We start from the raw sequence: 25,936 nt of genomic DNA, 5'->3' as shown, positions 1-25,936 counted from the left end.
GTGATCGCCGCCGTCAGAGACGTCTTGCCGTGATCGACGTGGCCGATCGTGCCAATGTTGCAGTGCGGCTTGGTGCGGGAGAACTTTTCCTTGCCCATCAGAGCCTCCTAGATTCGAATTCGCGTTGCGGAAGAAGAGATGCTTAGGCGTACTTGGCGATGACCTTGTCGGCCTCGCCGCGCGGCACCTCTTCGTAGTGATCGAACTGCATCGTGAAGTTGGCGCGGCCCTGCGAGAAGGAGCGCAGCTGGTTCACGTAGCCGAACATGTTGGCCAGCGGCACCATCGCGTTGATGACGTTGGCGTTGCCGCGCATGTCCTGGCCCTGGATCTGGCCGCGGCGGGCGTTCAGGTCGCCGATGACCGAGCCGGTGTACTCCTCCGGCGAGACGACCTCGACCTTCATCACCGGCTCGAGCAGGACCGAGCCGCCCTTCTGCAGCGCCTCGCGGAAGGCGGCGCGGGAGGCGATCTCGAAGGCGAGCGCCGAGGAGTCGACGTCGTGGTAGGCACCGTCGACCAGCTCGACCTTGACGTCGACCACCGGGAAGCCGGCGAGGACGCCCGCGCCGAGGACCGAGTTGAGGCCCTTCTCGACGCCCGGGATGTACTCCTTGGGCACCGCGCCGCCGACGATCTTCGACTCGAACGAGAAGCCGGCGCCCGGCTCGTTCGGCTCGACGACGAACTTCACGCGGGCGAACTGGCCAGTACCGCCGGTCTGCTTCTTGTGCGTGTAGTCGATCTCCTGACGGCGCGTCAGCTTCTCGCGATAGGCGACCTGCGGCTGGCCGATATTCGCGTCGACCTTGTAGGTGCGGCGCAGGATGTCGACCTTGATGTCCAGGTGGAGCTCGCCCATCCCCTTGAGGATGGTCTGGCCGGATTCCTGGTCGGTGGAGACGCGGAAGGACGGGTCCTCGGCGGCGAGCTTCGAGAGCGCGATGCCGAGCTTCTCCTGGTCGGCCTTCGACTTCGGCTCGACGGCGATCTCGATGACGGGCTCGGGGAACTCCATCTTCTCGAGGATCACGGCCTTCTGCGGGTCGCAGAGGGTGTCGCCCGTGCGGGTGTCCTTGAGGCCGGCCAGCGCGACGATGTCGCCCGCGAAGGCCTCCTTGATGTCCTCACGGTTATTGGCGTGCATCAGGAGCATGCGGCCGACGCGTTCCTTCTTGTCGCGCGACGAGTTCAGCACGTTGGCGCCGGTCTCGACCTTGCCCGAGTACACGCGGCAGAAGGTGATCGTGCCGACGTGGGGATCGTCCATGATCTTGAAGGCGAGCATGGAGAAGGGATCCGCATCCGACGGGTGACGGACGGTCTCTTCCTCGGTCTTGAAGTCGATGCCCTTGATCTCGCCGCGATCGGCCGGGGAGGGCAGGTAGTCCACGACGGCGTCGAGGAGCGGCTGCACGCCCTTGTTCTTGAACGCCGAGCCGCAGAGCACCGGGTGGAAGGCGCGCAGCTGGACGGCCTTGCGCACCAGGACGCGCATGGTGGCCTCGTCGGGCTCGTTGCCGTCGAGGTAGGCGGCCATGGCGTCGTCGTCGAGCTCGACGCAGGCCTCGACCAGCTTGGTGCGGTACTCGACGGCCTGGTCCTTGAGGTCGGCCGGGATCTCGGTCTCGTCGAAGTTGGCGCCGAGCGCCTCACCCGACCAGACGATCGCCTTCATCTTGATGAGGTCGATCACGCCCTGGAAGCTCGACTCGGCGCCGATCGGCAGTTGCAGACAGACGGGCTTGCCGGCGACGCGGTCGATGATGTCGGCGACGCACTTGAAGAAGTCGGCGCCGATCTTGTCCATCTTGTTGACGAACACGACGCGCGGCACGTCGTACTTGTCGGCCTGACGCCACACGGTCTCGGTCTGCGGCTCGACGCCCTGGTTGCCGTCGAGCACGCACACGGCGCCGTCGAGGACGCGGAGCGAGCGCTCCACCTCGATGGTGAAGTCGACGTGGCCGGGGGTGTCGATGATGTTCAGGCGCTTGTCGCGCCAGAAGCAGGTCGTCGCAGCCGAGGTGATCGTGATGCCACGCTCCTGCTCCTGCGCCATCCAGTCCATGGTGGCGGCGCCCTCATGGACCTCGCCGATCTTGTGGGACTTTCCGGTGTAGTAGAGGATCCGCTCGGTCGTCGTGGTCTTGCCGGCATCGATGTGGGCCATGATGCCGAAGTTGCGGTAGTCCTCGATCGCGTGCGTGCGGGGCATCGAATTGCTCCTGAGAGACGGCGGAACCGCTTACCAGCGGTAGTGCGAGAAGGCGCGGTTGGCTTCCGCCATCCGGTGCGTGTCTTCGCGCTTCTTGACGGCGTTGCCGCGGTTGTTCGCGGCGTCGAGCAGCTCGGCCGAGAGGCGCTCGACCATGGTGCGGTCGTTGCGCGAACGCGCGGCCTGGATCAGCCAGCGGATCGCGAGGGCCTGGCGGCGCTCGGTGCGGACCTCGACGGGGACCTGGTAAGTCGCGCCGCCGACGCGGCGGGAGCGGACCTCGATCATCGGGGCGACGTTGTCGAGCGCGGCGCGGAACACCTCGATCGGATTGGCGCGGGCGCGGTTCTCGACGATGTCGAAGGCACCGTAGACGATCCGCTCGGCGGTCGACTTCTTGCCCTCGTACATAATGGAGTTCATGAACTTCGTCAGCACCACGTCCCCGTACTTCGGGTCCGGAATGATCTCACGCTTCTCGGCAGAGTGACGACGGGACATCTTCTGAGACTCTCGAACGAAAAGATCTTAAGCGCCCCGCGCAGGCCGCCTCAGCCCTGAGGCCGGCGACATCCTTGCGAGGCCGTGGAAACGCGTACCGGCGCCCGGGAAATATCCGGGCTTCCGACTTACTTCGGACGCTTGGCGCCGTACTTCGACCGGCGCTGCTTGCGGTTCTTCACGCCCTGCGTGTCGAGCACGCCGCGCAGGATGTGGTAGCGCACACCCGGAAGATCCTTCACGCGGCCGCCGCGGATCATCACCACGGAGTGCTCCTGAAGGTTGTGACCCTCGCCCGGGATGTAGCCGATCACCTCGAAACCGTTGGTGAGGCGCACCTTGGCGACCTTCCGGAGCGCCGAGTTCGGCTTCTTCGGGGTCGTCGTGTAAACGCGGGTGCAGACGCCGCGCTTCTGCGGGCAAGCGTCGAGCGCCGGAACCTTGTTGCGGCTCCGCTGGATCTTCCGCGGCTGGGCGATCAGCTGGTTGATCGTCGGCATCCTGTGCCCTCTTCCTCGGTCACCTAGTCCGAACTGCGCAGGGCAGTCCGCAAAACGAATATGCGCCGGAGGGCCTGTCACGGACCCTCGGCGCGGTGCGGGCAGAGGAGCACGCCCGAAACGAACGCGCTCGTACCTACGGATCTGACTTACAGCGTCAGGCGATTTGAACCCTCGGAGCGCTCGGGGCGATGGCGGCGGCTTCCGGGGTTGCGCCCAAGGGCCGTCGGCAGCCGATGGCCGTCCGAAGTGGCGCGCTTCTAGACGCCGTTGCGCCGCAGGTCAATGCGGTCACGGCAGAAAACTGCACCGCGGCGGAGGTTAAAGATCGGTCAAGGGCGCGCACGGCGCCCGCGATCGGCGAGCCTTCGCGACGGCGGAGCCGAGGGACCGCTATCGCGCACGGCGCCTCGTCCCGTCAACGGAAGCCGGGGCAGGCCGGCCAAGTGGCGGCGGGACTTCGGCGCAGCCTCGGGCCCTGCCCGGGCGCGGCAGGAAAATCTGCCCCGCAGCCGCCAGATCTTTCGGCGAGCGGCACCCGCCCGCGAGGAAAAAATAGAATCTTTCTCCGTTGATTTTCGTGTTGTCCAAAGATGAAAATGCGCTGGCGGTCGAGATAAATCCTGCTGGCATCCTCTGATTTTGCGCCGAGAGCGAAGACCAGATCGATTTATACCTCAATTTAGAAGTCCGACGCGATTCAGTCCGAAATATTCGCGATATTTGATCATCGCTCTGCCTGTACCGGCCCCGAACCATCCGATGGAGTCACGCGTGCGCCGCCTCTTCGCCCTCGTTCTCGCGACCCTCCTGTCGATCGGCCCCGCAACGGCCGACCGTCTGGACGACATCAGAAAGGCCGGCGTTCTCCGGGTCGCCGCCTTCGACAGCAACCCGCCGTTCGGCTTCGTCGATCCCGAGACGAAACGGATCGCCGGCCTCGACATCGACTACGCGCAGGCCATCGCCGACGCGCTCGGCGTCAAGCTGGAGATCCGGCCCACCAACCCGGCGAATCGTATCCCGCTGCTGACCTCCGGCAAGGTCGATCTGGTTCTGGCGAACTTCACCATCACGGACGAGCGGGCCAGGCAGCTCGATTTCAGCATCCCATACTTCGCCTCCGGCCAGCAGTTCCTGGCCAAGAAGGGCGCCCTGTCGTCGCCGGAGCAGCTCAATGGGCTTCGAATCGGTGCAGACAAGGGCACCACCAACGAGATCGTCCTGCGCCGCGACTTCCCGAAGGCGGTCGTGGTCGCCTTCGACGACACGCCCTTCGCATTCACGGCCCTGCGCATCGGCAATGTCCAGGCGATCACGCAGGACGGCCCGAAGCTGGTCGGGCTGCTCGCGAAGGTGCCGGACCGGCAGAACTACGAGATCCCCGCCTTCAGCATCTCCAACGACTATATCGGCGTCGGCATCCCGAAGGATGAGGCGCGGCTCCGGGACCGCGTGAACGAGACCCTGCGCGGCCTGGAGTCGAGCGGTAGGGCGGCGGCGATCTACGATCGCTGGTTCGGGCCCGCGACCGAGCAGCCGCTGCCGCGCCTGTTCCGGATCGGGGACCGTCCCTGACCGGGGCGGCATAACGACGATGGCCGCGCTGTTCGGCGATCCACTCGCGCCGCGCTACCTCATCTGGCTGCTGCAAGGCTTCGGGACGACCCTGACCTTGTCGGCAGCCACCTGCCTTGCCGGCACGGTGCTGGGCCTCGCGGCGTGCGGGCTGCGCGAGGCGGGCGGGCGCGCCGGGCGCGGCGCCGTGGCCGTCTCCGGCGGCATCGTCCGCAACACGCCGCTGCTGGTGCAACTCTTCGTCTGGTACTTCGCGGTGGCCGCCGCCCTGCCGCAGGGCGTGACGGCTTGGCTCAACGCGCCGCACGTCCTGGACCTGGGATTCGGGAGCCTGCGCTGGCCCGCTTACGAGAGCCTCGCCGGGTTCTGCGGGCTCACGCTCTACGCGGGCGCCTACATCGCCGAGGAACTCCGCGCCGGCATCAGGGCCTTCCGGCCCGCTCAGCGGGCGGCGGCCCTGGCCCTCGGCCTCACGCCCGTCCAGGCGTTCCGCCACATCGTCCTGCCCCAGACCCTGCGCGTCGCCTGGCTGCCGATCGTCGGCCAATACCTCAACACGCTCAAGAACACGTCGCTGACCATGACGATCGGCCTCGCGGAGCTGTCCTACGCGTCCCGGCAGGTGGAGACCGAGACCTTCCAGACCTTCCAGGCCTTCGGCATCGCGACGCTGCTCTACGTCGGCGCGGCCGCCGCGGCAGAGACGACCGGGCAGATGCTCGACCGCCGCGCCCGTCGACCGGGCCGGCACCGATGAATCCGTCGGTCATCATCGACAATCTCGGCTACCTGATGGTCGGGGCCTGGCCCGACGGGCCGGTCGGCGGGCTGGCCCTGACGCTGATCCTCTCCGGCCTGTCCGGTCTGGCCTCGGCCGCGCTCGGGCTCGTCCTCGGCATCGCCGTGGCCGTGAGCGCGGGCGCGGCCCGGGCAGCGCTCACCGCCGGGCTCGGCTTCCTCCGCGCCGTGCCGGTCGTGATGCTGATCTTCTGGGCCTACTTCCTGCTGCCGATCCTGTTCGGCGTGTCGATTCCCGAGATCGGCACGGTCGCGGTGGCGCTGTCGCTCGTCGGAGGCGCCTACCTGTCCCACGGGGTGGCGGCGGGCATCGCGAGCGTCGGCCGTGGTCAGTGGGAGGCCGGCCTCGCGCTCGGCCTCGACCCCTGGCGCACCCTGCGCTTCGTCGTCCTCCCGCAGGCGCTGCGGGCCATGGCGTCGTCCTTCGTCAACCAGTGGACCACGCTCATCAAGGACACGTCGCTCGCCTACGTGATCGGCGTGCCCGAACTCGCCTTCGTGGCGGCGCAGGTGAACAACCGCGCGATGGTCTACCCGGCCGAGATCTTCCTCTTCGTCGGTGCCGTGTACGGCATCCTCTGCGCCGGTCTCGACGGGCTGGCCGCCCGGCTGACGAATACCGGCAAGGTCGCGGCACATCGCACCCCGTGACGGAGCGGCCGGCCGACGCGCCCGAGCCGGCTCGCGGGACACGACCGATTTACCGAGGCACACGTGCAAGGCGTACCGGATCGGGGCAGGTGCGCGCCGGCACGGTCTACGGAGAATTAAAGCGATCCATCGAATTGTCGCGCACATCGGGCGGCCAAGTCGCCGCCGCAGGTTCGCGTCAAGGGTGTTGCGTATGGGTTGCGTCGCGGTCAGCAACGTCGTTCCGTTCCGGCGGCCGATTCCCGCCCAGGCCCCCGGCGAGCGGGAGGCGCGCAACCGTCGCCGCAGCGAGCAGCGCTCCCTCCTGGACGCTGTCTACGCGACTGGCAGCATGGTCGTCGCCGCGGACGATCGCGGCCTCAAGCTCACCGCCTCGCGGCTGCAGGTCTACGGCTTCCTGGCGATCGAGGAGGTCGGCGAGGACGGCCTGATGCGGCGGCTTCGCCCGTCCGAGGCGATTCGCGCCCGGTCGGAGCGGCCCTGGCGCCTGTCGAGGCCCGCGAGCGGAGCCTCGGTCACCATCCCGAGCCTCGACGGATTCCTGTTCGAGACGGCCGGCCAACCGATCTGATCGACCCCGAACGCTGCACGTCAACCGACCGGCGCGCCGAGAGGCGCGCCGGTCGTCGCACGTTCAGGGCTCGCGTTCCGCGGCCGGACGGGCGGGCACCGCAGCGATCGAGCCGCGCGGCGCCGCGGACCAGCCCCGAAGCCGGATCAGCCCCCCTATGCGGCAGCGACGATTTCCCGCCGCTCCGCTTGCCATCACCCGCGGCCCGTAGTATGCGCCCGGCCTTCGCGACATTTCCGATGGGTGCTCGCACCCCGTGAACGCGGTGACCGCGCCGGTGTCTGACGACACCGCCAGCGCGGTCGAACACATGAGCCGGGGACGTCAGGTCCCCATCAGGCGTCGTCCGCCGGGCAATACCGTCCGTGTGCGGAAACCCGCCTGAAACAAGGAGTCACGCACGTGATCCAGATGCAGACGAATCTGGACGTCGCCGACAACTCGGGTGCACGCCGTGTGATGTGCATCAAGGTTCTCGGCGGGTCGAAGCGCAAATATGCCGGCGTCGGCGACGTGATCGTCGTCTCCGTCAAGGAGGCGATCCCGCGCGGTCGCGTCAAGAAGGGCGACGTCATGAAGGCGGTCGTCGTCCGCACGGCGAAGGACGTGAAGCGCGCCGACGGTTCGGTGATCCGCTTCGACAAGAACGCCGCGGTCCTGATCAACAATCAGAAGGAGCCGATCGGCACCCGTATCTTCGGACCGGTGCCGCGCGAGCTCCGCGCCCGCAACCACATGAAGATCATCTCCCTGGCTCCGGAGGTGCTGTAATGGCCGCCAAGATCAAGAAGGGCGACAAGGTCGTCGTGCTCACCGGCCGTGATTCGGGCCGGTCGGGCGAGGTGATCCAGGTTCTGCCGAAGGAAGGCCGGGCCTTCGTGCGCGGCATCAACCTGGTGAAGAAGCACCAGAAGCAGACCCAGAACCAGGAAGGCGGCATCATCTCCAAGGAGGCCGCCATCCAGCTCTCGAACATCGCGGTCGCGGATGCCAACGGCAAGCCGACCCGCGTGGGTTTCCGCATCCTCGAAGACGGGCGCAAGGTCCGGTTCGCCAAGACCACGGGGGATCAGATCGATGGCTGAGGCCGACAAGAACGCCTACACCCCGCGCCTGCGCAAGCACTACGACGAGGTGGTTCGCCAGAAGCTGATCGAAGAGTTCGGCTACAAGAACCCCATGGAAGTGCCGCAGATCACGAAGATCGTGATCAACATGGGCGTCGGCGAGTCCACCGCGGACTCGAAGAAGGCCTCGGTGGCGGCGGGCGACCTCGCCCTGATCGCTGGCCAGAAGCCGGTCATCACCAAGGCCCGCAAGGCCATCGCGACCTTCAAGGTCCGCGAGGGCATGCCGATCGGCTGCAAGGTGACCCTGCGCAAGCAGCGCATGTACGAGTTCATGGACCGGCTGATCACCATCGCGCTGCCGCGCGTGCGTGACTTCCGCGGCCTGAACCCGCGCTCGTTCGACGGCCGCGGCAACTACGCCCTGGGTCTCAAGGAGCACCTCGTGTTCCCGGAGATCTCCTACGACAAGGCCGAGCAGATGTGGGGCATGGACATCGTCGTGGCGACCACCGCCAAGACCGATGCCGAGGCCAAGGCGCTGCTCGCCGCCTTCAAGTTCCCGTTCCGGCAGTGAGGCCCTCGGGTCTCAGACGCGGACACCGGAGATAGACGACATGTCGAAGAAAAGCTCAGTCGAGAAGAATGAGGCCCGCAAGGCGCTGGTGAAGCGCTTCGCGGCCAAGCGGAAGGCGCTCCTCGAGATCGCCAACAACGACGCCCTCGAGATGGAGGAGCGCTTCGAGGCGCGCCTCAAGCTCGCGGAACTGCCGCGCAACTCGTCGGCCACGCGCATCCGCAACCGTTGCGGCATGACCGGCCGTCCGCGCGCCTACTACCGCAAGATGGGCATCTCGCGCGTGGCGCTGCGCGAGCTTGGCAACCGGGGCCTCATCCCCGGCCTGGTCAAGTCGAGCTGGTAAGGAGGTCCCCATGGTCAACGATCCCGTGGGCGACATGCTCACCCGCATCCGCAACGGCCAGCTGCGCCGTCGCAACGTCGTCCAGACGCCCGGCTCGCGCCTGCGCGCCAGCGTCCTCGACGTCCTGAAGTCCGAGGGCTACATCCGCGACTACGCGGCGACCGACCTCGGCAACGGCCGCACCGAGTTCGCCATCGAGCTCAAGTACTACGACGGGCGCCCCGTGATCCGCGAGATCAAGCGCGTCTCGAAGCCGGGCCGCCGGGTCTACTCGTCGGTCGGCGAGCTGCCGCACGTGGCCGACGGCCTCGGCGTCACCATCGTCTCCACCCCGCAGGGCGTCATGGCCGACCACGAGGCGCGCGAGCGCAACGTCGGCGGTGAAGTGCTCTGCACCGTGTTCTGATCGGGACGGAGGAGGTTATCCCATGTCTCGCGTAGGCAAGAAGCCGGTCCCCGTACCGGCCGGCGTTACCGCCACGGTCACCGGTCAGACGGTGAAGATGAAGGGTTCGAAGGGCGAGCTGTCGTTCGTCGTTCCGTCGCTCGTCAACGTGGCGATGAAGGACGGCGCCATCGAGGTGCAGCCCGTCAACCAGTCCAAGCCGGCGCGCTCCCTGTGGGGCACGTCGCGGGCGCAGATCGCCAATATCGCCGAGGGTGTTTCGAAGGGCTTCGAGAAGAAGCTCGAGATCACCGGCGTCGGCTATCGCGCCGCGATGGCCGGCAAGGCGCTCAAGCTGTCGCTCGGCTACAGCCACGACATTGAGTACGCGATCCCCGCCGGGATCACGATCGCGACCCCGAAGCCCACCGAGATCACGATCACGGGGATCAACCGCCAGCAGGTCGGTCAGGTCGCCGCTGAGATCCGCGATTACCGCGGACCCGAGCCCTACAAGGGCAAGGGCGTGAAGTACGCGGGCGAGTTCATCTTCCGCAAGGAAGGCAAGAAGAAGTAAGGAGGGCATCATGTCTCGCAAGCTCGAAGCCCTCGATCGCCGCAAGGCGCGCGTCCGCCGCGCGCTGCGGGCCGCCGCCAATGGCCGCCCGCGGCTCTCGGTGTTCCGCTCGTCGAAGCAGATCTACGTGCAGGTCATCGACGACGTCGCCGGCAAGACACTGGCCTCGGCCTCGTCGATCGACAAGGCGCTCAAGGGCGAACTGAAGACCGGCGCCGATGTCGCCGCCGCCAAGGCGGTGGGCAAGCTCGTCGCCGAGCGCGCCAAGGCCGCGGGCGTCACGAAGGTGATCTTCGACCGCTCCGGCTACATCTACCACGGCCGCGTCGCCGCCGTGGCCGAGGCCGCCCGCGAGGGTGGCCTGGAGTTCTGATTTTTCGGGACCTGCCGTCGGCGCCTCTGCCGATGGCAGGCCCAATCGGGACCTTTGAACAACGGCGGGTCGGACGTGCTCTGCATGTCCGGCATTCGAGAAGAAATCGAGCGAGCAGGCCCGCCGCCTGCGCCAGTGAGATGAACAGGTAAAAGAAATGGCACGTGAACGTGAGGGCGGGGGCCGCGGCCGCCGCGAGGATCGCGAGGAGCGCGACAGCGAGTTCGTGGACAAGCTTGTCCACATCAACCGCGTCGCCAAGGTGGTGAAGGGCGGCCGTCGCTTCGGCTTCGCGGCCCTCGTCGTCGTCGGCGACCAGAAGGGCCGCGTCGGCTTCGGCCACGGCAAGGCCCGCGAGGTGCCGGAGGCCATCCGCAAGGCGACCGAGGCCGCCAAGCGCGGTCTGATCCGCGTCTCCCTCCGCGAGGGCCGGACCCTGCACCACGACGTCAACGGCCGCCACGGCGCCGGCAAGGTGATCCTCCGCGCGGCCCCGCAGGGCACCGGCATCATCGCCGGCGGCCCGATGCGCGCCGTGTTCGAGACGCTCGGCATGCAGGACGTCGTCGCCAAGTCGCTGGGTTCGTCGAACCCCTACAACCTCGTGCGCGCCACCTTCGAGGCGCTCAAGAACGAGGACAGCCCGCGCTCCGTGGCGGCCCGCCGCGGCATCAAGGTGTCGAAGCTGCAGTCGCGTCGCCGCGATGCCGATCCGGCCGACCAGTCCGAAGCCGCGGTCGCGTAAGGGAGGGTCCGATGGCACAGAAGACCGTCCGCATCGAGCAGATCGGCTCGCCGATCCGCCGCGAGGCCAGCCAGCGCCAGACGCTGATCGGCCTCAAGCTCAACAAGCTCCACCGCGTGGCCGAGCTGGAGGACACCCCCTCCGTGCGCGGCATGATCCGCAAGGTTGCGCACCTCGTGCGCGTCCACGGCGACGTGGCGTGAGGAGGTCCCGATGAAGCTCAACCAGATCAGCGACAATCCCGGCGCCACCAAGGACCGGATGCGCGTGGGCCGGGGCATCGGCTCCGGCAAGGGCAAGACCGCGGGCCGCGGCGTGAAGGGTCAGAAGGCCCGGACCGGCGTGTCCATCAAGGGCTTCGAGGGCGGTCAGATGCCGCTGCATCGTCGCCTGCCGAAGCGCGGCTTCAACAACCTCTACGCCCAGGACCTGAACGAGGTGAACCTCGGCCGGATCCAGGAGGCCGTCGACGCGGGCAAGCTCGACAAGGCCGCCACCGTGACGGTGGAGAGCCTGGTCGCCGCCGGCATTATCGCCCGTCCCCGCGACGGCGTGAAGCTGCTCGGCGTCGGCGAGCTGACCGCGAAGCTCAGCTTCGAGGTCACTCGCGCCTCCAAGTCCGCCGTCGAGGCGGTCGAGAAGGTCGGCGGCTCGGTCAGCACCGTCTACGCCCAGGGTGCCTCCACCCGCGGCGGCAGCGAGGCGGCCACGGCCTGACGGGAGCGACTCCGGAACCCGTTGCACGGGCTCCGCGCACCCTTTAAGCCGATCCTTCGAGCGGCGGCCCTGCGACCACGCGGGCCGCCGTTTTCATTTCATCCGGGCGCCGGTCGCCCGGCGACACTTCCAGGACGCGACGCTTATGGCCTCAGCCGCCGAGCAGCTTGCCGCCAATCTCAATTTCGGTGCGATCGCGAAGGCCGATGAGCTGAAGAAGCGCATCTGGTTCACGCTCGGCGCCCTCGTGGTGTTCCGGCTGGGCACGTACATCCCGATTCCCGGCATCGATCCGGAGCAGTTCGCCCGTAACTTCCAGCAGCAGGCGGGCGGCGTGCTGGGCCTGTTCAACATGTTCTCGGGCGGCGCCGTGGAGCGCATGGCGATCTTCGCCCTGAACATCATGCCCTACATCTCGGCCTCGATCATCGTGCAGCTCCTGACCTCGGTGATCCCGAGCCTGGAAGCGCTCAAGAAGGAGGGCGAGTCGGGCCGCAAGGTCATCAACCAGTACACCCGCTACCTGACGGTGGTGCTGGCGCTGGTTCAGTCCTGGGGCATCGCCATCGGCCTCCAGGGCTCCTCGGCCGCCATCGATCCGGGTCCGTTCTTCCTGGCCTCGACGGTGATCACCCTGACGGGCGGAACCCTGTTCCTGATGTGGCTCGGCGAGCAGATCACCTCGCGCGGCATCGGCAACGGCTCGTCGCTGATCATCTTCGCCGGCATCGTGGCCCACCTGCCGGTGGCGATCGCGGGCGCGCTCGAGCTCGGCCGCACCGGCGCCCTGTCCCCGGCGATCATCCTGGGCGTCGGCGTCGCCGCCGTCGCGCTCGTCTACTTCATCGTGTTCATGGAGCGCGCCCAGCGCCGGCTCCTGATCAACTACCCGAAGCGCCAGGTCGGCAACCGTATGTACGAGGGTCAGACCTCGTTCCTGCCGCTCAAGCTCAACACCTCGGGCGTGATCCCGCCGATCTTCGCCTCGTCGCTGCTGCTGCTGCCGGCGACCGCCGCGAGCTTCTCGGCCAACGGGGGCGCCACGGGCTGGCTCGGCACGGTCACGGCCTATCTCGGCCACGGCACCCCGCTGTTCATGGTGCTCTACGCGGCGCTGATCATCTTCTTCACGTTCTTCTACACCGCAGTCGTCTTCAATCCGCAGGAGACGGCCGACAATCTGAAGAAGCATGGCGGCTTCATCCCGGGCATCCGTCCGGGCGAGCGCACCGCGGCCTTCATCGACAAGGTGCTGACCCGCATCACGGTGATCGGCGCCCTGTACCTGACCCTCGTGTGCCTCTGCCCGGAGATCCTGTCGTCCTACGCCGCGGCCAGCCTCGGCTTCGGCGGCACGTCCCTGCTCATCGTGGTCTCGGTCACGATGGACACGGTGGCGCAGGTCCACGGGCACCTGATGGCCCATCAGTACGAGGGCCTCGTGAAGAAGGCCAAGCTGCGTGGCGCGTCGACCACGCAACGGCGGCGCTGAGCCTGCTACAGAGGCGGCCGGACTCCGAGGAAGCTCCCGCCTCTGGCCCAAAGGTCTGGATGCCTCACCGGCGCGGACCGGCTAGAGAACCCCGAACCCGGCGATGCCAGGGAGGCTTCGCCACCACGGCTTGTGCCCACTGAGAGAGTGGGCCGAACGAGGACAACGCCATGCGCATTATTCTGCTCGGGCCGCCCGGTGCGGGGAAGGGGACGCAATCCGAGCGGATCGTACAGCGCTTCGGCATCCCGCAGCTGTCGACGGGGGACATGCTGCGCGCCGCGGTGGCCGCCGGCACGCCGGTCGGCCTCGAGGCCAAGGCGGTGATGGAATCCGGCGGTCTCGTCTCCGACCGGATCGTGGTCGGCATCGTCGCCGACCGGATCGAGGAGCCGGATGCCCGCCGCGGCTTCATCCTCGACGGCTTCCCGCGCACGGTCGCGCAGGCGGAAGCGCTCAGCGAGATGCTGGCGAGCAAGGGCTTGAGCCTCTCTGCCGTCATCGAGCTGAAGGTCGACGAGAATGCCCTGGTCGGCCGCATCGAGAAGCGCGCCGCCGAGACCCTGGCCCGCGGCCAGGCCGTGCGGAAGGACGACACCCCCGAGGTGTTCAAGCAGCGGCTCGAGGCGTACCGCGCCCAGACGGCGCCCCTCTCCGCCTACTACGCGCAGAAGGGCATGCTGGAGACCATCGACGGCATGCAGCCGATCGACAAGGTCACGGCCGACCTGATGGCGACACTGGAGCCGCACGAGGAGCGCGTCGCCTCCTGAGGGCGATCGCGGCGCGCTGACCGACCGTTTCGGCGCGCCCGTGAACCGGGCGGTGTTCCTGGGGGTTATGGGGCGGGTCCACGATCGGAAACGCCATGACCGTCCGCCTCCTCGCCACCGCCTCCCTCCTGCTCGCGGTGGCCCTCCCGCCGCTGCCGGCCTTCGCGCAGAGTCCGGCCCAGTCCTTCGTGTACGGCCAGAAGCGGTTCCGCAACGCCTGCCGGCCGCCGCTGAAGTACCTGGCGGGGACTTGCGCCCGCCGCTGCCCGGCGGGCTACCAGGACATGGGCCGCACTTGCCGGCTGCGGAATCAGGGCTTTCGCTGAGGCGCGGGCGGCCGCCCGTCGGGGGCGTGGCTCAGATCCGGCCCTCCCTGCGGAGGCTGCCGAAGAAATTGACGACGTCCATCTGGAGCGACCGGTGGCCGAACAGCCGGAGCGGGTAGCCCTCCGCGGTGCCGTCGCGCAGCTCGATCATCGCCGTCATCGTGTTGTAGCGGAACACCATGCGGCGACCGGCGAAGGTCGCCCAGAGCAGGGGCGGACCACCATCCGCGTCCTGGAGCGCGATCGAGCCGGGCTCCGCCTCGGCGAGAACGCCGCCGATCACCGCCAGCGTCACCGGCATGACCTCCTCCAGGGTCTCCTCGGCGGCGCGCAGCACCGAATCGGCGAAGGCCCGCAGGGTCGCGCCGTCGCTCGTCAGAACCGCCATCTCCGCTCCTCGATCAGATCCCAGGGCGCCGCGACGCGCGCGTGACGGGGCGAGGCCGTGCCGACCCGTCGTTGACAACGGGCCGTCCGCGCGCTAGCAGGCCCTCCTTCGTCCAGCCGAACGATGGTCCGAGGTGCCCTGTTCAGGGCCGCCCGCGGGCCGCGTCGTCGTTTCACGTGCGCAGGGGCCGGCCTCCACCGGACGCGCGCGACACCGGCCCGGATCCCCGGGTCCCACATGGAGAGTGATCGTGGCCCGTATCGCAGGCGTCAACATCCCGACCAACAAGCGCGTCGTCATCGCGCTCCAGTACATCCACGGCATCGGGGCCAAGAAGGCCGAGGAAATCACCCAGAAGGTGAACATCCCCGCCGAGCGTCGCGTCAACCAGCTGACCGACGCCGAGGTTCTGTCGATCCGCGAGACGATCGATCGCGACTACCTCGTCGAGGGCGACCTGCGCCGCGAAGTCTCGATGAACATCAAGCGCCTGATGGATCTCGGCGCCTATCGCGGTCTGCGTCACCGCAAGCAGCTGCCGGTCCGCGGCCAGCGCACCCACACCAACGCCCGCACCCGCAAGGGCAAGGCGAAGCCGATCGCCGGCAAGAAGAAGTAAGTTTTTGGAACTGGGAGGCCGTGCTCCGCTCGGCCTCCTTCCCGTCGCGCCAGGTGTCCCGCAACGGGTCCGGCGCCGGCTCGACCGCCCTGCACGGGTGCTCCGGCCAAGTCCCAAAAAGAATCCCGAGCGCCTGGTGTTACGGGCGTGCCTGAAGGAAGAGTGAGACCAGAATGGCTAAGGAACCGCAACGCGTCCGCCGCCGCGAGCGCAAGAACATCGTGTCGGGCGTCGCCCACGTGAACGCCTCTTTCAACAACACGATGATCACCATCACGGACGCGCAGGGCAACACGATCTCGTGGTCGTCCGCCGGTGCGATGGGCTTCAAGGGCTCGCGCAAGTCGACCCCGTACGCCGCCCAGGTCGCCGCCGAGGATGCTGGCCGCAAGGCCGCCGAGCACGGCATGCGCACCCTCGAGGTCGAGGTGTCCGGTCCGGGTTCGGGCCGCGAGTCGGCGCTCCGCGCCCTGCAGGCCGCGGGCTTCACGGTGACCTCGATCCGCGACGTCACCTCGATCCCGCACAACGGCTGCCGGCCGCGCAAGCGCCGCCGCGTCTGATCGAAGCCTCTTGACGGAGAAGTTCATGACGGGATCGAAGCCGCTTCCGGGCGTGCTGCGTTGGAACCTCGGGGACCTCACGGTCACCGCGCTCAATGACGGCTGGTTTCAGGCCAGCCTCGATCTCGTCACGGGCATCTCCAAGGAGGAGGCCGGGCGGCTCCAGGTGGCGGGTTTCCGCACGGAGCAGCCCAAGATCACGCTGAACGCCTTCCTGATCACGGGTTCGGGCCTCAAGCCGACCCTGATCGACACGGGCTACGGCGACCTCGCCCCGGCACCGACCCTGGGTCGCGCCGGTGCAGCGCTCGCGCTGACCGGCGTCGCGCCGGAGGAGATCGGCACGGTGCTGGTCAGTCACCTGCACCCCGACCATGTCGGCGGTCTCGTGAAGGACGGCGCGGCGCGCTACCCGAACGCCGAGATCGTGCTGCACGCCGACGAGGCGGCGCACTGGCTTCCGGACGAGGCCCTGGCCAAGGCGCCGGAGGCCGCGAAGCCCTACTTCGAGGGCGCCCGCAAGTCCCTGGCTCCCTACGCCGGCAAGGTGCGCGAGCACCGCGGCGGCGAGGTCCTTCCGGGGATAACGGCGGTCCATCTGCCCGGCCACACGCCGGGCCATTGCGGTTTCCGCATCGTCTCCGGTGGACAGGCGCTGATGATGTGGACCGACGTGGTGCACCTGCCGGCGATCCAGTTCAAGAACCCGGAGGCCGGCGTCGGCTTCGACGTCGACGGCGATCAGGCGCGGGAGACGCGCAAGCGGATCCTGGACGAGGTGGCCCGCGAGCGCACGCTCATCGCCGGCGGCCATCTCGAGTTCCCGGCGCTCGGCTACGTGGATCGGGATGGGGCTGGCTACAGCTTCGTGCCGGTGCTGTGGGTCGGCGGCGAGTAACGGCGGATACGGATTTCAGGGACCGTTCGGGGCGCCAGGGGGCGGCACCGAGTGGCCGAAGCGCGGGGACGGGCGTCGCGGATCCCGGGCAAGGACGAGAGGTAGGATCGTGGTCATTCAGAAGAATTGGCAGGAACTGATCAAGCCGAACAAGCTGCAGGTCACGACCGGCGACGACCCGAAGCGGGTCGCCACGGTCGTCGCCGAGCCGCTCGAGCGCGGCTTCGGCACGACGCTGGGCAACGCCCTGCGCCGCGTGCTCCTGTCGTCGCTCCAGGGCGCGGCCGTGACCTCGGTGCAGATCGACGGCGTTCTGCACGAGTTCTCGTCGATCCCGGGCGTGCGCGAGGACGTCACCGACATCGTCCTCAACATCAAGACCATCGCGATCCGCTCGCAGACCGACGCGCCCAAGCGCATGACCCTGCGGAAGACCGGCCCGGGCCTCGTCACCGCCGGTGACATCGGCACGGTCGGCGACATCCAGATCCTGAACCCCGACCTCGTGATCTGCACCCTCGACGACGGCGCCGAGATCCGCATGGAGTTCACGGTCGCCACCGGCAAGGGCTACGTCCCGGCCGAGCGCAACCGTCCCGAGGACGCGCCGATCGGCCTGATCCCGGTCGACTCGCTGTTCTCGCCGGTCACTAAGGTCAGCTACCGCGTCGAGACGACCCGCGAGGGCCAGGATCTCGACAAGGACAAGCTGACCATGACGGTCGAGACCAACGGCGCGGTCTCGCCGGAGGACGCGCTCGCCTACGCGGCACGCATCATCCAGGACCAGCTGCAGGTCTTCGTGAACTTCGAGGACCCGCGCAAGGAAGAGGCCGCGCCGCTCGCGCCGCAGCTGCCTTTCAACCCGGCGCTGCTCAAGAAGGTCGACGAGCTGGAGCTGTCGGTCCGCTCGGCGAACTGCCTGAAGAACGACAACATCGTCTACATCGGCGACCTCATCCAGAAGTCCGAGGGCGAGATGCTGCGGACCCCGAACTTCGGCCGCAAGTCGCTCAACGAGATCAAGGAAGTGCTCGCCGGCATGGGCCTGCATCTCGGCATGGACATCCCCGGCTGGCCGCCGGAGAACATCGAGGATCTCGCCAAGCGCTTCGAGGAACACTACTGAGAGGCGAAGCCGCCTCGAGCGGAACCGGGCGGCGCCGCACTGCGCCGCCGGTTCGGCCCATCCAGGCCCGGGACCCGCGGCGACGACGCCAAGTCCCCAACGAATCCCGCCGCGGGGTCACGCGGAGTGAACCGCCCCGTTCCCGGGGCACCCGGCCGTACCGTGGCACGGCGGCCGAGACGAGAAGGAAGCCAGCACATGCGTCACGCCTACCGCGGCCGCCGTTTCAACCGCACCGCCGAGCATCGCAAGGCGATGTTCGCCAACATGTCCGCCGCGCTGATCAAGCACGAGCAGATCATCACCACCCTGCCGAAGGCGAAGGACCTGCGTCCGGTCGTCGAGAAGCTGATCACGCTGGGCCGCATCGACAGCGTGCACACCCGCCGCCTCGCCATGGCGCAGCTCCGCGACGCCGACATGGTCAAGAAGCTCTTCACCGTCCTCGGCCCGCGCTACAAGGGCCGTCCGGGCGGCTACTGCCGGATCATGAAGGCGGGCTTCCGCCAGGGCGACAACGCCCCGCTCGCGGTGATCGAGTTCGTCGACCGCGACGTAGAGGCCCGCGGCAAGGATTCCGGTCCGAGCCAGGTCTCCGAAGCCGCCTGATCGGCACGGAGCGCCCCGTCGCTCCTATTCTTTGAGAAGCCGTCCCGGACCCTCCGGGGCGGCTTCTCGCGTTTCGGCTCCTCGCCGCGATCGCCATGACGATGCGCGAACAACAAAAAAACCCGCCGGCTCGCGCCGACGGGTCTGAAGCAGGGTCCACGTCTCGGATGGTCGCGGGAGCTCGCCCTGGCGGCCCGTCTCAGACAGGCCGGGAACTCGACCGCGCCGCGCTCCGAAAACCCCTATCCCTGCCGGGACTCGTCCGGTGGACCGTCCTGGTCGAGATCGTTGTCACGCCTGCGGCGCGGGAAGATGCCGTGATTGCTCATGGTCCACCTCCTCTTCGTAACCCGGGGCCTGCGGGCCCCACGAGGAGAGAATGAGCCGGCAACCGATTGGTTGCAAGCCCCCGTCAGCCGACGGGTCCGGCTCCGCCGTCGAGCAGCGTGGCGACCCGGGCCGCGAGGTCCGCGGAGCGGAACGGCTTCGTGAGCACCGGCAGGTCGTCGGGGATCTGCATCGCCTCGGCATGTCCGGTAAGGATCAGGACCGGCAGGCGCGGATCGCGCTCGCGGATCTCGGCGGCCAGTTCGATGCCGCTCATGCCGGGCATGGCGAGGTCGGCGACGACGATGTCGTAGCGGTCCGCCTCGAGGAGCCGGAGCGCGGCCTCGCCGTCGCCGGCTTCCGTGGTGCTGTGGCCGAAGCCGGTGAGGAACGAGGCCGTCACGTGGCGCACCTGCGAATCGTCGTCGACGATCAGGACGCGGGCCCGCCGGCCGGCGACCGGGACGGTGCCGGCGGCCTCGGGCGCCTGCTCGGGCGCCTGATCGGCGAAGGGGAGGGCGAGCTCCACGCGGGTGCCCCGACCGACCACGCTGTCGATCGCCAGCCGGCCCTTGGATTGCTGCGCGAGGCCGAACACCATGGCGAGGCCGAGCCCGGTGCCCTGGCCGACGGCCTTGGTGGTGAAGAACGGCTCGCAGACCCGGCGCAGGATCTCCTCCGGGATGCCGGTGCCCTCGTCGGTGACGCTGATGCCGAGATAGGTGCCGTCGGCGATCTCGGGATCGCCGCTGATCGCGAGCCGGCGCGTCGCGACCGTGATCGCTCCCCCGTCCGGCATGGCGTCGCGGGCGTTGATGCAGAGGTTGAGCACGGCGAGTTCGAGCTGGTCCGGATCGACCTGGACCGCCGGCAGGCCGTCCGCGAGGTCGGTCCGGACCGTCACGAGACCGCCGAGGCTGCGACCGAACAGATCGCTCATCCCGGAGATCAGGGTGTTCACGTCGACGGCGCGCGCCTGGAGGTCGTGGGCGCGGCTGAAGCTCAGGAGGCGCTTGGTCAGGGACGCCCCGCGCTCGGCGGCGCCGCGGGCGTTCTCGATCAGGCGCTGGACCCGCGGCTGGTCGGCGACCTTCGGGCCGGCGAGCTCGAGGCTGCCGAGGATCGCGGTCAGCAGGTTGTTGAAATCGTGCGCGATGCCGCCCGCGAGGGTGCCCAGCGCCTGCATCTTGTCGGACTGGCGCAGGCGCGCCTCGAGGGTCCGCTGCTCGGTCACGTCGCGCTCGATCATCGCGAGGTGGCTGATCGTCCCGCCGGCGTCGCGGATCGGCACCCGCGTCACGTGGCTCCACTGCTCGGCGCCGGTCGGGCCGTCGCTGATCAGGCTCTCGGCCACCGCGCCGGACCGGATCGCGGCCTCGTCCGCCGCCGTCACGGCCTCTGCCTTCGGGCCGAGGAGTTCGTCCTCGCGCCGTCCCAGGCTGGCGGCGACGTCGTGGCCGAGGAGGGCGGCCTTGCGGCCGTTCAGCCGCACGAAGCGGCCCGCCGCGTCCTTGAAGCTGATCGCGTCCTGGGCGTGGTCGAGGAGGCCGCGCAGGAGTGCCCGCTCGGTGGCGAGATCCCGGCCGAGGCGATGGCGCTCGAAGGCCTGCCGGACGGTGGAGCGGAGCAGCCCGGCATCCCAGGGCTTGGTGACGTAGCCGACGATGCCGCCGCGATTGAGGGCGGCGATCACCGCGGTGATGTCGGCGTAGCCGGTCAGCAGGATCGCCTGCGCGTCGTGGAAGGTGCGGGCCTCGGCTAGGAGCGCGTCGCCGGTGAGGCCCGGCATCCGCTGGTCCGAGAGCACGACGGCGATGTCGGGCTCGGCGCGCAGGATCTCCAGCGCCTCGGCCGGGCGCGAGGTCGTCAGAACCCGGTAGGAATCCTCGAACAGGTCCTCCAGGGCGATCAGGATGTCCGGCTCGTCGTCGACGGCCAGGATCGTCCCTACACCTGCCGTACCGTCACTCATGCACTGGCCGCCTGCCGCGGGATCCCGATCACGAAGCAGGCTCCCCCACCCGGGGCCGTCTCCACGGTGAGCGAGCCGCTATGCGCTTGAACGACGCTGTAGGCAATCGCAAGACCCAGGCCCGTGCCGGATCCGACCGGTTTCGTCGTGAAGAACGGCTCGAAGATCTTCTCACGCAGCGTATCCGGGATGCCGGGCCCGGTATCGCTGATGCGAATCTCGTCGAGTTCGGGGTTCGACTGGGTTGTGATCCGGATCGTGCCGCCCTCCGGCATGGCGTCGGCGGCGTTGCCCAGGATGTTCATCACCACCTGGTTGAGCAGCGCCGGGGTGCAGTGGATCTCGGCGCGGCCCGTGAAGCTGCGCTCCACGGCGATGCGCTCGCCGAGCTTGTGCTGGATCAGCGCGAGCACCGTCTCGATCGCCTCCGGCACGTTGACCAGGGCGCGCTCGCCCTCGTCGAGGCGCGAGAACTTCCGGAGGTTCAGCACCAGATCCTGGATGCGGGTCAGCCCCATCCGCATCGAGCCGACCCGCTGCCGGGCCTTGTCGATGGCGCGGGTGGCGGCCTCCGGAGCGGCGCCCGGCAACTCGCCGAGCAGGCGCTCGACGGTGCCCTGGTGGGCCAGGATGAAGGCCAGGGGATTGTTGATCTCGTGGGCGATCCCCGCCACCAGCTCGCCGAGCGAGGCCATCTTGGCGGCCTGGACGAGCTTGGACTGCGCCTCGGTGAGCTGGCGGTTGGCGTCGGCGAGGTCGCGGTTGGCCCGCTCCAGGGCGTCGGCGAGGCCCGCTCGGGCCTCGGCCGCGTCGGCCTCCGCGCGGGCGCGCTCCACCGCCCGCTCGCGCTCGCCGAACTGGCCGGCGATGCGCCGGTCGTCCTCCTCCAGGAGCCGCCGCCGCACGAAGCCACGGACCCGCAGGGCCAGGACCTCGGCGTCGGTCTTCGAGACCACGTCGTCGGCGCCGGCCGCGTAGGCTTCGACGAGGAAGTCCTTGGCGGGATCGCTGCCGGCGATGCCGACGAGGTGGAAGCCCGCGCCGGCCGCCTGTCCCGAGCGCCGCTGGCTGATCGCCCGGCACAGGGCGAGGCCGTCATAGGCGTGCCCCAGGAGATCGACCGTCACGCAGTCGAAGGCCTCGTCGCCGGCGGCCGCGTCCAGGGCGGCCAGGGCCGCCTCAGGCCCGTCGACGCTCGCCACGTGGTGGCCGTCCTGGCCCATCACGCCGGCGAGGAAGGTCCGGTAGGTGGCGCTGCCGTCGATCACCAGGACCCGCCCGCGCCGGAACGCGGCGGCGCCCGGTCCCTCACCGTCGGTCGTCGGCCGGCGCTCGCGCAGCAGGGCGCGGATGCGCAGGATCATCAGGTCGCGGTCGGCGGATTTCGGCAGGTAGGCGTCGGCGCCGCTCTCCAGACCCTGGCGCTCGCCGCCGCTGCCGCCGGTCAGCATCAGGACCGGCAGGGCCCGGGTGCGCAGCGAGAGGCGCATCTGCCGGATCAGCTCGTCGCCGTTCATGCCCGGCAGGTGGTAATCGGCCACCACGAGGTCGGGCTGGCTGCGGTTGAGGTGATCGAGGGCGGTCTCGGCGGAGGCGCAGCGCTCCACCGCGAAGCCGTGCGCCTCCAGCAGCAGGCGCAGTTCCAGGGCCTGCGTCTCCGAATCCTCGACCAGCAGGATCCGGGCCGGCACCTCCGCCGGGCCGGCCTCGCTCACGGCCGCGCCCCCGCATCCACGAGGCGCAGGACGTGGTCGGCGACGCGGTCGAGGGGTAGGACGGCGCGGGCGGCCCCGAGACGCACGGCCGCCGCCGGCATGCCGTAGACGACGGCGGTGCTCTCGTGCTCGGCCACGGTCTGGGCGCCGGCCCGGTGCATGTCGGCGAGGCCCAGGGCCCCGTCCTCGCCCATGCCGGTCAGCAGCACGCCGATGCCGGAGGGTCCGGATTGCCGGGCCATGGACCGGAACAGCACGGTGGCGGCCGGGCGCTGGCCGGAGACCGGCGCGGAATCGATCACCCGCAGGATCCGGCCGGAGCCGATCTCCAGGTGGCGGTCGCCCGGGGCCACGTAGACCCGGCCGGGTTCGGCGCGCTCGCCGTCCTGCGCGAGGGAGACCGGGAGGGCGACGACGCTGTCGAGCCAGCTGGCGAACCCGTCCATGAAGGCCGCGCCCATGTGCTGGACGACCAGGACCGGCAGCGGGAAGTCCTTGGGCAGGGCGCCGATCACCCGCGCCAGCGCCGGGGGACCGCCCGTCGAGGCGGCGATGCCCAGGAGGCTCGGGGCCTGCCCGGACAGGTCGGCCAGCGGCGCCTGGGGCGCGACGGCGGAGCGGCCGGCCCACTCGGTGCCGATCGGCCGGCGGCGGATAACCGGAACCTGGGCCATGATCCGCAGCTGCGTGCAGATCTCGCCGGCCACGCCCTCGTAGCCGGCATGGGTCGTGGCCACGGGCTTCTCGACGACCGACAGGGCCCCGGCCCGGAGCGCGTTCATCGAGATGCGCAGCGAGTTATCCTCGACCGAATCCGCCACCACGACGATCGGGGTCGGGTGCTCGGCCATGATCCGGCGGGTCGTCTCCAGCCCGTCGATCCCCGGCAGGCGGATGTCCATCGAGATCACGTCCGGCCGCACGGTCCGGAGCTTGTCGAGGGCCTCCTCGCCGGAGGCGACCGCGGCCACGAGCTCGAGGCGGGGATCGCGGGAGACGATGTGGCGCAGCAGCTCGCGCACCACGAGGCTGTCCTCCACGAGCATCACACGGACGGGGGTCATAGGAGCTGCCCGATCGTATCCAGCAGCTGGCGCTGGTCGAACTTCTGCTTGGTCAGGTAGGCGTCGGCGCCGAGATCCAGGCCCCGGGCGACGTCGGCGGCGTCCCCGCGCGAGGTCATCAGGATCGCCGGGAGCCGGGCGAAGCGCTCGTCGGCCCGCAGGGCCTTCAGGAGGCCGAACCCGTCGAGGCGCGGCATCTCCACGTCGGCGAGCACCAGGTTCACGGGCTCGATCTCGGCGCGCAGCCGGTCGAGGGCGTCCTGCCCGTCGACGCAGACGACCACGCGGTAGCCGGCGGCTTCCAAGATTCCCTTCTCCAGAGTCCGGGTGGTGATCGAATCGTCGACGACCAGGATGGTCGCGCGCGCGGACGCGGCCGCCGCGGCGTGAGTCGTCGAACGTGGAGCCGGCGCCATCGTTCCGAGCGCGCCGCCCGATGTCCCGGCCTGGGCGCGCGAAGCGAGCCCCTCGGGGTCGAGGACCAGCACCGGCACGTCCCCGTTCAGCACCGCCGTGCCGGCGATCAGACCCGGATCGGCGCCGAAATCCGGCGCGGGCAGGACCAGGAACGGACGGACGTCGTGCAGGCGGTCGACCGCCAGGGCCAGACGGCCGCCGCCGGTCCGCAGGACGACGGCGGTCAGCGTGCCGGGATCGGCCGGGTCGGCGACCTGTCCGAGGATCGCGGCGAGGTCCGTCACCGGGTGGCTCGTCGCGGCGTCCCCGTCACCGAGGCGCACGATCGTCCGGCCCATGGCGACCGGCAAGTCGTCGCGCCGCAGGCGCAGGAGGCGCTCCACGGCGCCCCCGGGGAGGGCGTAGCTGCGCCCGGCCGCCTCGACCAGCAGCAAGCTGCGCCGGGCCGCCGAGAGCGGCAGGCTGAAGATCAGGGCGGTGCCGGCCGGGTCGCGCGGCTCCAGGCGGACGCTGCCCATGAGCTGGCGGGCGGCGTCCGCGGCGACCGAGAGGCCGTAGCCGCGCCCCGACAGGGTGTCGACCGCCTCGGCGGTGGAGAAGCCGGGCTCGAACACGAGGCGCAGCAGGGTGTCGGGTTCGGCCGCGGAAGCGGGGCCGAGGAGGCCGCGCTCGCGGGCCGCCGCCTCGATCCGGGCGAGGTCGGGGCCGCGCCCGTCGTCGAACACGGTGACCTGCAGGCGGGCGCCGCGCACCGCGACCTCCAGCCCGAGGCCCAGGGCCTCCGGCTTGCCGGCCGCGCGCCGCACCTCCGGCGCCTGCCAGCCGTGGCTGAGGGCGTTGCGCAGGGCGTGGAGCAGCGGATCCTTCAGCGCCTGCAGTGTGCCGCGCTCCACCGGCAGGTCGAGGCCCCGCAGGTCGAGATCGACCTCGCGGCCCTGCTCCCGGGCGGTCTCGCGCAGCGACCGGGCGAGGGGGGCCAGGACGGTCTCGGCCGGGACCAGGGCGAGGCGCTCGGCGGCGGCGCGGACGCGGGTCGCGGCGCCCTCGACCGCGCTGGTCGCGGAGGCCTGGCGCCGCGACAGGTCCGCGGCCTCCCGGGCGAAGGCGCCCGCGCGCGCCGCGAGGGCGCGCCACTCGGGCCGCTCCGCGCCGGCCCCGGCCGCGAGGGCCTCGGCGCCGACGCGCAGGTCGCGGGCCAGGCGGGCGAGCCGGGCGAGGCCGTCGGCCGCGGGCGCCTGGCCGGCCAGGGTGCTGGCGAGATCGTGGCTCGCCCGGGCCAGCGCCTCGACGGCCTCCGCCGGCACCCGCAGGATCGCCGCGGAGGCCTCCGGCGGCTCGGAGCCGGGTTTCGGCGCGGGGTCGGCCTGTGTCGGCGCGGCGGTCGCGGCCGGCGGGGATGCCGGCGCGGCGGGGGGCCCCGGTGGCGGGCTCGGACTCGGATCCGGCAGCGGGGCGGGGGGCGGTGCGGCGGGTGGTGCGGGTTGTGCCGGCGGCGGCGTCTCGCCCGGGAGCCGGAGGACGTGGCCGAGGGCCGCCAGGGCGTCGGCCGGCATGTCCGGACCGGACCCGTCGGTGAGGCCAGCGACGTAGGACTCGATCCGGTCGAGGGCGAGGTGGACGGCGTTGGCCGCCTCGCGGTCGAGGGCGGTGGCGCCGGTGCGCACGCCCTCGAACAGCGTCTCCAGACGGTGGGCCACCGCCTCGACCGCCGGGAGATCGACGGCGCGGGAGGCGCCCTTCAGGCTGTGGGCGCGGCGAAAGACGTCGTTCCAGTCCGGCGTGGCGCTGCCGAGCGCCCCGCGGATCGCCGCGACGTGCTCCCGGTGCTCGACGTCGAAGGCGGCGAGCAGGAGCTTGCGGATATCCTCGGCCAACGGGGCGCCCGCCTCAGTGCCGGTATCGTTCGGCCAGGGCCATGAGGGCCTGGGCGAGCTCGGTGAGGTTGGCGGAGGCGGCCTCGACCTGCCGGGTGCCGGCCGCGGTCTGCTGGCTGGCCTGGCGGATGTTCTGCAGCGCCCCCATCACCTGCTCGATGCCCAG

At 69.9% G+C, this 25,936-nt stretch carries 31 protein-coding genes; 22 read left to right on the top strand and 9 right to left on the bottom strand.

Annotated elements, in window-relative coordinates; translation table 11 throughout:
* From ASG32_RS33500 to rpsL, 4 genes are all read right to left on the bottom strand, one after another.
* On the bottom strand, positions 1-98 hold a 98-nt coding region (locus ASG32_RS33500), incomplete at its 3' end, for a GTP-binding protein (RefSeq protein ID WP_146221755.1).
* Between the two features lie 44 nt (positions 99-142).
* Positions 143-2,218, bottom strand: a complete 2,076-nt coding sequence (fusA, locus tag ASG32_RS23225; RefSeq protein ID WP_020096272.1) for an elongation factor G — start codon at positions 2,216-2,218, stop codon at positions 143-145.
* 30 nt (positions 2,219-2,248) lie between these two features.
* Positions 2,249-2,719: a 30S ribosomal protein S7 gene (rpsG, locus tag ASG32_RS23220; protein WP_012319183.1), complete on the bottom strand. Its 471-nt coding sequence runs from the start codon at positions 2,717-2,719 to the stop codon at positions 2,249-2,251.
* Positions 2,720-2,847: 128 nt separating this feature from the next.
* Positions 2,848-3,219, bottom strand: a complete 372-nt coding sequence (gene rpsL, locus ASG32_RS23215) for a 30S ribosomal protein S12 (RefSeq protein ID WP_007557568.1) — start codon at positions 3,217-3,219, stop codon at positions 2,848-2,850.
* A 774-nt stretch (positions 3,220-3,993) separates the two neighbouring features.
* Here rpsL and ASG32_RS23210 point away from each other — a divergent pair.
* From ASG32_RS23210 to ASG32_RS23130, 17 genes are all read left to right on the top strand, one after another.
* Positions 3,994-4,797 (top strand): ABC transporter substrate-binding protein, encoded by an 804-nt coding sequence (locus ASG32_RS23210; protein WP_199866148.1) that lies wholly within the window; start codon positions 3,994-3,996, stop codon positions 4,795-4,797.
* Positions 4,798-4,816: 19 nt separating this feature from the next.
* Positions 4,817-5,554, top strand: coding sequence for an amino acid ABC transporter permease (locus ASG32_RS23205; RefSeq protein WP_082558015.1), 738 nt, complete (start codon positions 4,817-4,819; stop codon positions 5,552-5,554).
* Positions 5,551-6,246, top strand: coding sequence for an amino acid ABC transporter permease (locus ASG32_RS23200; RefSeq protein WP_056531242.1), 696 nt, complete (start codon positions 5,551-5,553; stop codon positions 6,244-6,246). Before ASG32_RS23205 ends, ASG32_RS23200 begins: the two co-directional genes overlap by 4 nt.
* A gap of 193 nt (positions 6,247-6,439) precedes the next feature.
* Positions 6,440-6,817, top strand: a complete 378-nt coding sequence (locus ASG32_RS23195) for a hypothetical protein (RefSeq protein WP_056531240.1) — start codon at positions 6,440-6,442, stop codon at positions 6,815-6,817.
* A gap of 402 nt (positions 6,818-7,219) precedes the next feature.
* A complete protein-coding gene (gene rplN, locus ASG32_RS23190) occupies positions 7,220-7,588 on the top strand; it encodes a 50S ribosomal protein L14 (protein ID WP_010686182.1) in 369 nt (122 codons plus the stop codon).
* Positions 7,588-7,902 (top strand): 50S ribosomal protein L24, encoded by a 315-nt coding sequence (gene rplX / locus ASG32_RS23185; protein WP_012319178.1) that lies wholly within the window; start codon positions 7,588-7,590, stop codon positions 7,900-7,902. The genes rplN and rplX overlap by 1 nt, the downstream gene beginning before the upstream one ends.
* Positions 7,895-8,461 carry a 50S ribosomal protein L5 gene (gene rplE, locus ASG32_RS23180; RefSeq protein ID WP_020096277.1) on the top strand — a complete coding sequence of 189 codons (567 nt, stop codon included), beginning with the start codon at positions 7,895-7,897 and terminating at the stop codon, positions 8,459-8,461. The genes rplX and rplE overlap by 8 nt, the downstream gene beginning before the upstream one ends.
* A gap of 40 nt (positions 8,462-8,501) precedes the next feature.
* Complete coding sequence (gene rpsN, locus ASG32_RS23175) at positions 8,502-8,807, top strand: 30S ribosomal protein S14 (RefSeq protein ID WP_010686179.1); 306 nt, start codon at positions 8,502-8,504, stop codon at positions 8,805-8,807.
* Between the two features lie 10 nt (positions 8,808-8,817).
* The gene (gene rpsH, locus ASG32_RS23170) at positions 8,818-9,213 is read left to right on the top strand and encodes a 30S ribosomal protein S8 (RefSeq protein WP_010686178.1); all 396 of its coding nucleotides are present in this window, start codon (positions 8,818-8,820) and stop codon (positions 9,211-9,213) included.
* A 22-nt stretch (positions 9,214-9,235) separates the two neighbouring features.
* Complete coding sequence (rplF, locus tag ASG32_RS23165; RefSeq protein ID WP_056531237.1) at positions 9,236-9,769, top strand: 50S ribosomal protein L6; 534 nt, start codon at positions 9,236-9,238, stop codon at positions 9,767-9,769.
* A 10-nt stretch (positions 9,770-9,779) separates the two neighbouring features.
* Positions 9,780-10,142 (top strand): 50S ribosomal protein L18, encoded by a 363-nt coding sequence (rplR, locus tag ASG32_RS23160; RefSeq protein ID WP_020096279.1) that lies wholly within the window; start codon positions 9,780-9,782, stop codon positions 10,140-10,142.
* A 157-nt stretch (positions 10,143-10,299) separates the two neighbouring features.
* Entirely contained in the window at positions 10,300-10,887 is a 588-nt protein-coding gene (rpsE, locus tag ASG32_RS23155; RefSeq protein ID WP_056531234.1) for a 30S ribosomal protein S5, read from the top strand.
* Between the two features lie 11 nt (positions 10,888-10,898).
* Positions 10,899-11,090, top strand: coding sequence for a 50S ribosomal protein L30 (gene rpmD / locus ASG32_RS23150; RefSeq protein ID WP_056531230.1), 192 nt, complete (start codon positions 10,899-10,901; stop codon positions 11,088-11,090).
* A gap of 10 nt (positions 11,091-11,100) precedes the next feature.
* The gene (gene rplO, locus ASG32_RS23145) at positions 11,101-11,604 is read left to right on the top strand and encodes a 50S ribosomal protein L15 (RefSeq protein WP_056531227.1); all 504 of its coding nucleotides are present in this window, start codon (positions 11,101-11,103) and stop codon (positions 11,602-11,604) included.
* Between the two features lie 145 nt (positions 11,605-11,749).
* Positions 11,750-13,096 carry a preprotein translocase subunit SecY gene (gene secY / locus ASG32_RS23140; protein ID WP_020096282.1) on the top strand — a complete coding sequence of 449 codons (1,347 nt, stop codon included), beginning with the start codon at positions 11,750-11,752 and terminating at the stop codon, positions 13,094-13,096.
* Positions 13,097-13,266: 170 nt separating this feature from the next.
* Positions 13,267-13,869 (top strand): adenylate kinase, encoded by a 603-nt coding sequence (locus ASG32_RS23135; RefSeq protein WP_020096283.1) that lies wholly within the window; start codon positions 13,267-13,269, stop codon positions 13,867-13,869.
* Positions 13,870-13,964: 95 nt separating this feature from the next.
* Complete coding sequence (locus ASG32_RS23130; protein WP_020096284.1) at positions 13,965-14,195, top strand: hypothetical protein; 231 nt, start codon at positions 13,965-13,967, stop codon at positions 14,193-14,195.
* 31 nt (positions 14,196-14,226) lie between these two features.
* Here ASG32_RS23130 and ASG32_RS23125 read toward each other — a convergent pair whose 3' ends face one another.
* Entirely contained in the window at positions 14,227-14,583 is a 357-nt protein-coding gene (locus tag ASG32_RS23125) for a hypothetical protein (RefSeq protein WP_056531224.1), read from the bottom strand.
* 250 nt (positions 14,584-14,833) lie between these two features.
* On the opposite strand from ASG32_RS23125, the gene rpsM reads away from it, so the two are divergent.
* The 5 genes from rpsM to rplQ all read left to right on the top strand — a co-directional run bounded on the left by rpsM (position 14,834) and on the right by rplQ (position 18,401).
* On the top strand, positions 14,834-15,202 hold the full coding sequence (rpsM, locus tag ASG32_RS23120) for a 30S ribosomal protein S13 (protein ID WP_010686168.1): 369 nt from the start codon (positions 14,834-14,836) through the stop codon (positions 15,200-15,202).
* A gap of 173 nt (positions 15,203-15,375) precedes the next feature.
* Positions 15,376-15,765, top strand: coding sequence for a 30S ribosomal protein S11 (gene rpsK, locus ASG32_RS23115; RefSeq protein ID WP_010686167.1), 390 nt, complete (start codon positions 15,376-15,378; stop codon positions 15,763-15,765).
* 25 nt (positions 15,766-15,790) lie between these two features.
* Positions 15,791-16,663 carry an MBL fold metallo-hydrolase gene (locus ASG32_RS23110; protein ID WP_056531246.1) on the top strand — a complete coding sequence of 291 codons (873 nt, stop codon included), beginning with the start codon at positions 15,791-15,793 and terminating at the stop codon, positions 16,661-16,663.
* A gap of 109 nt (positions 16,664-16,772) precedes the next feature.
* Positions 16,773-17,792, top strand: a complete 1,020-nt coding sequence (locus tag ASG32_RS23105) for a DNA-directed RNA polymerase subunit alpha (protein ID WP_010686165.1) — start codon at positions 16,773-16,775, stop codon at positions 17,790-17,792.
* 198 nt (positions 17,793-17,990) lie between these two features.
* Entirely contained in the window at positions 17,991-18,401 is a 411-nt protein-coding gene (gene rplQ, locus ASG32_RS23100) for a 50S ribosomal protein L17 (RefSeq protein WP_020096288.1), read from the top strand.
* 412 nt (positions 18,402-18,813) lie between these two features.
* Here the strand turns inward: rplQ and ASG32_RS23095 are convergent, their stop codons facing one another.
* From ASG32_RS23095 to ASG32_RS23080, 4 genes are read right to left on the bottom strand one after another with little or no spacing between them, the layout of a single operon-like run.
* Positions 18,814-20,700 carry a response regulator gene (locus ASG32_RS23095; RefSeq protein ID WP_056531221.1) on the bottom strand — a complete coding sequence of 629 codons (1,887 nt, stop codon included), beginning with the start codon at positions 20,698-20,700 and terminating at the stop codon, positions 18,814-18,816.
* Positions 20,697-22,415, bottom strand: coding sequence for a response regulator (locus ASG32_RS23090; protein WP_056531218.1), 1,719 nt, complete (start codon positions 22,413-22,415; stop codon positions 20,697-20,699). The genes ASG32_RS23095 and ASG32_RS23090 overlap by 4 nt, the downstream gene beginning before the upstream one ends.
* Complete coding sequence (gene cheB, locus ASG32_RS23085; protein WP_026605430.1) at positions 22,412-23,479, bottom strand: chemotaxis-specific protein-glutamate methyltransferase CheB; 1,068 nt, start codon at positions 23,477-23,479, stop codon at positions 22,412-22,414. The genes ASG32_RS23090 and cheB overlap by 4 nt, the downstream gene beginning before the upstream one ends.
* Positions 23,476-25,770: a response regulator gene (locus tag ASG32_RS23080; RefSeq protein ID WP_056531215.1), complete on the bottom strand. Its 2,295-nt coding sequence runs from the start codon at positions 25,768-25,770 to the stop codon at positions 23,476-23,478. The genes cheB and ASG32_RS23080 overlap by 4 nt, the downstream gene beginning before the upstream one ends.
* Between the last annotated feature and the right edge of the window lie 166 nt (positions 25,771-25,936).

This window comes from Methylobacterium sp. Leaf361 (assembly GCF_001424445.1).
In the GTDB taxonomy this organism is placed as follows: Bacteria; Pseudomonadota; Alphaproteobacteria; order Rhizobiales; family Beijerinckiaceae; genus Methylobacterium.
This window is presented reverse-complemented; position numbering and strand designations above follow the sequence as displayed.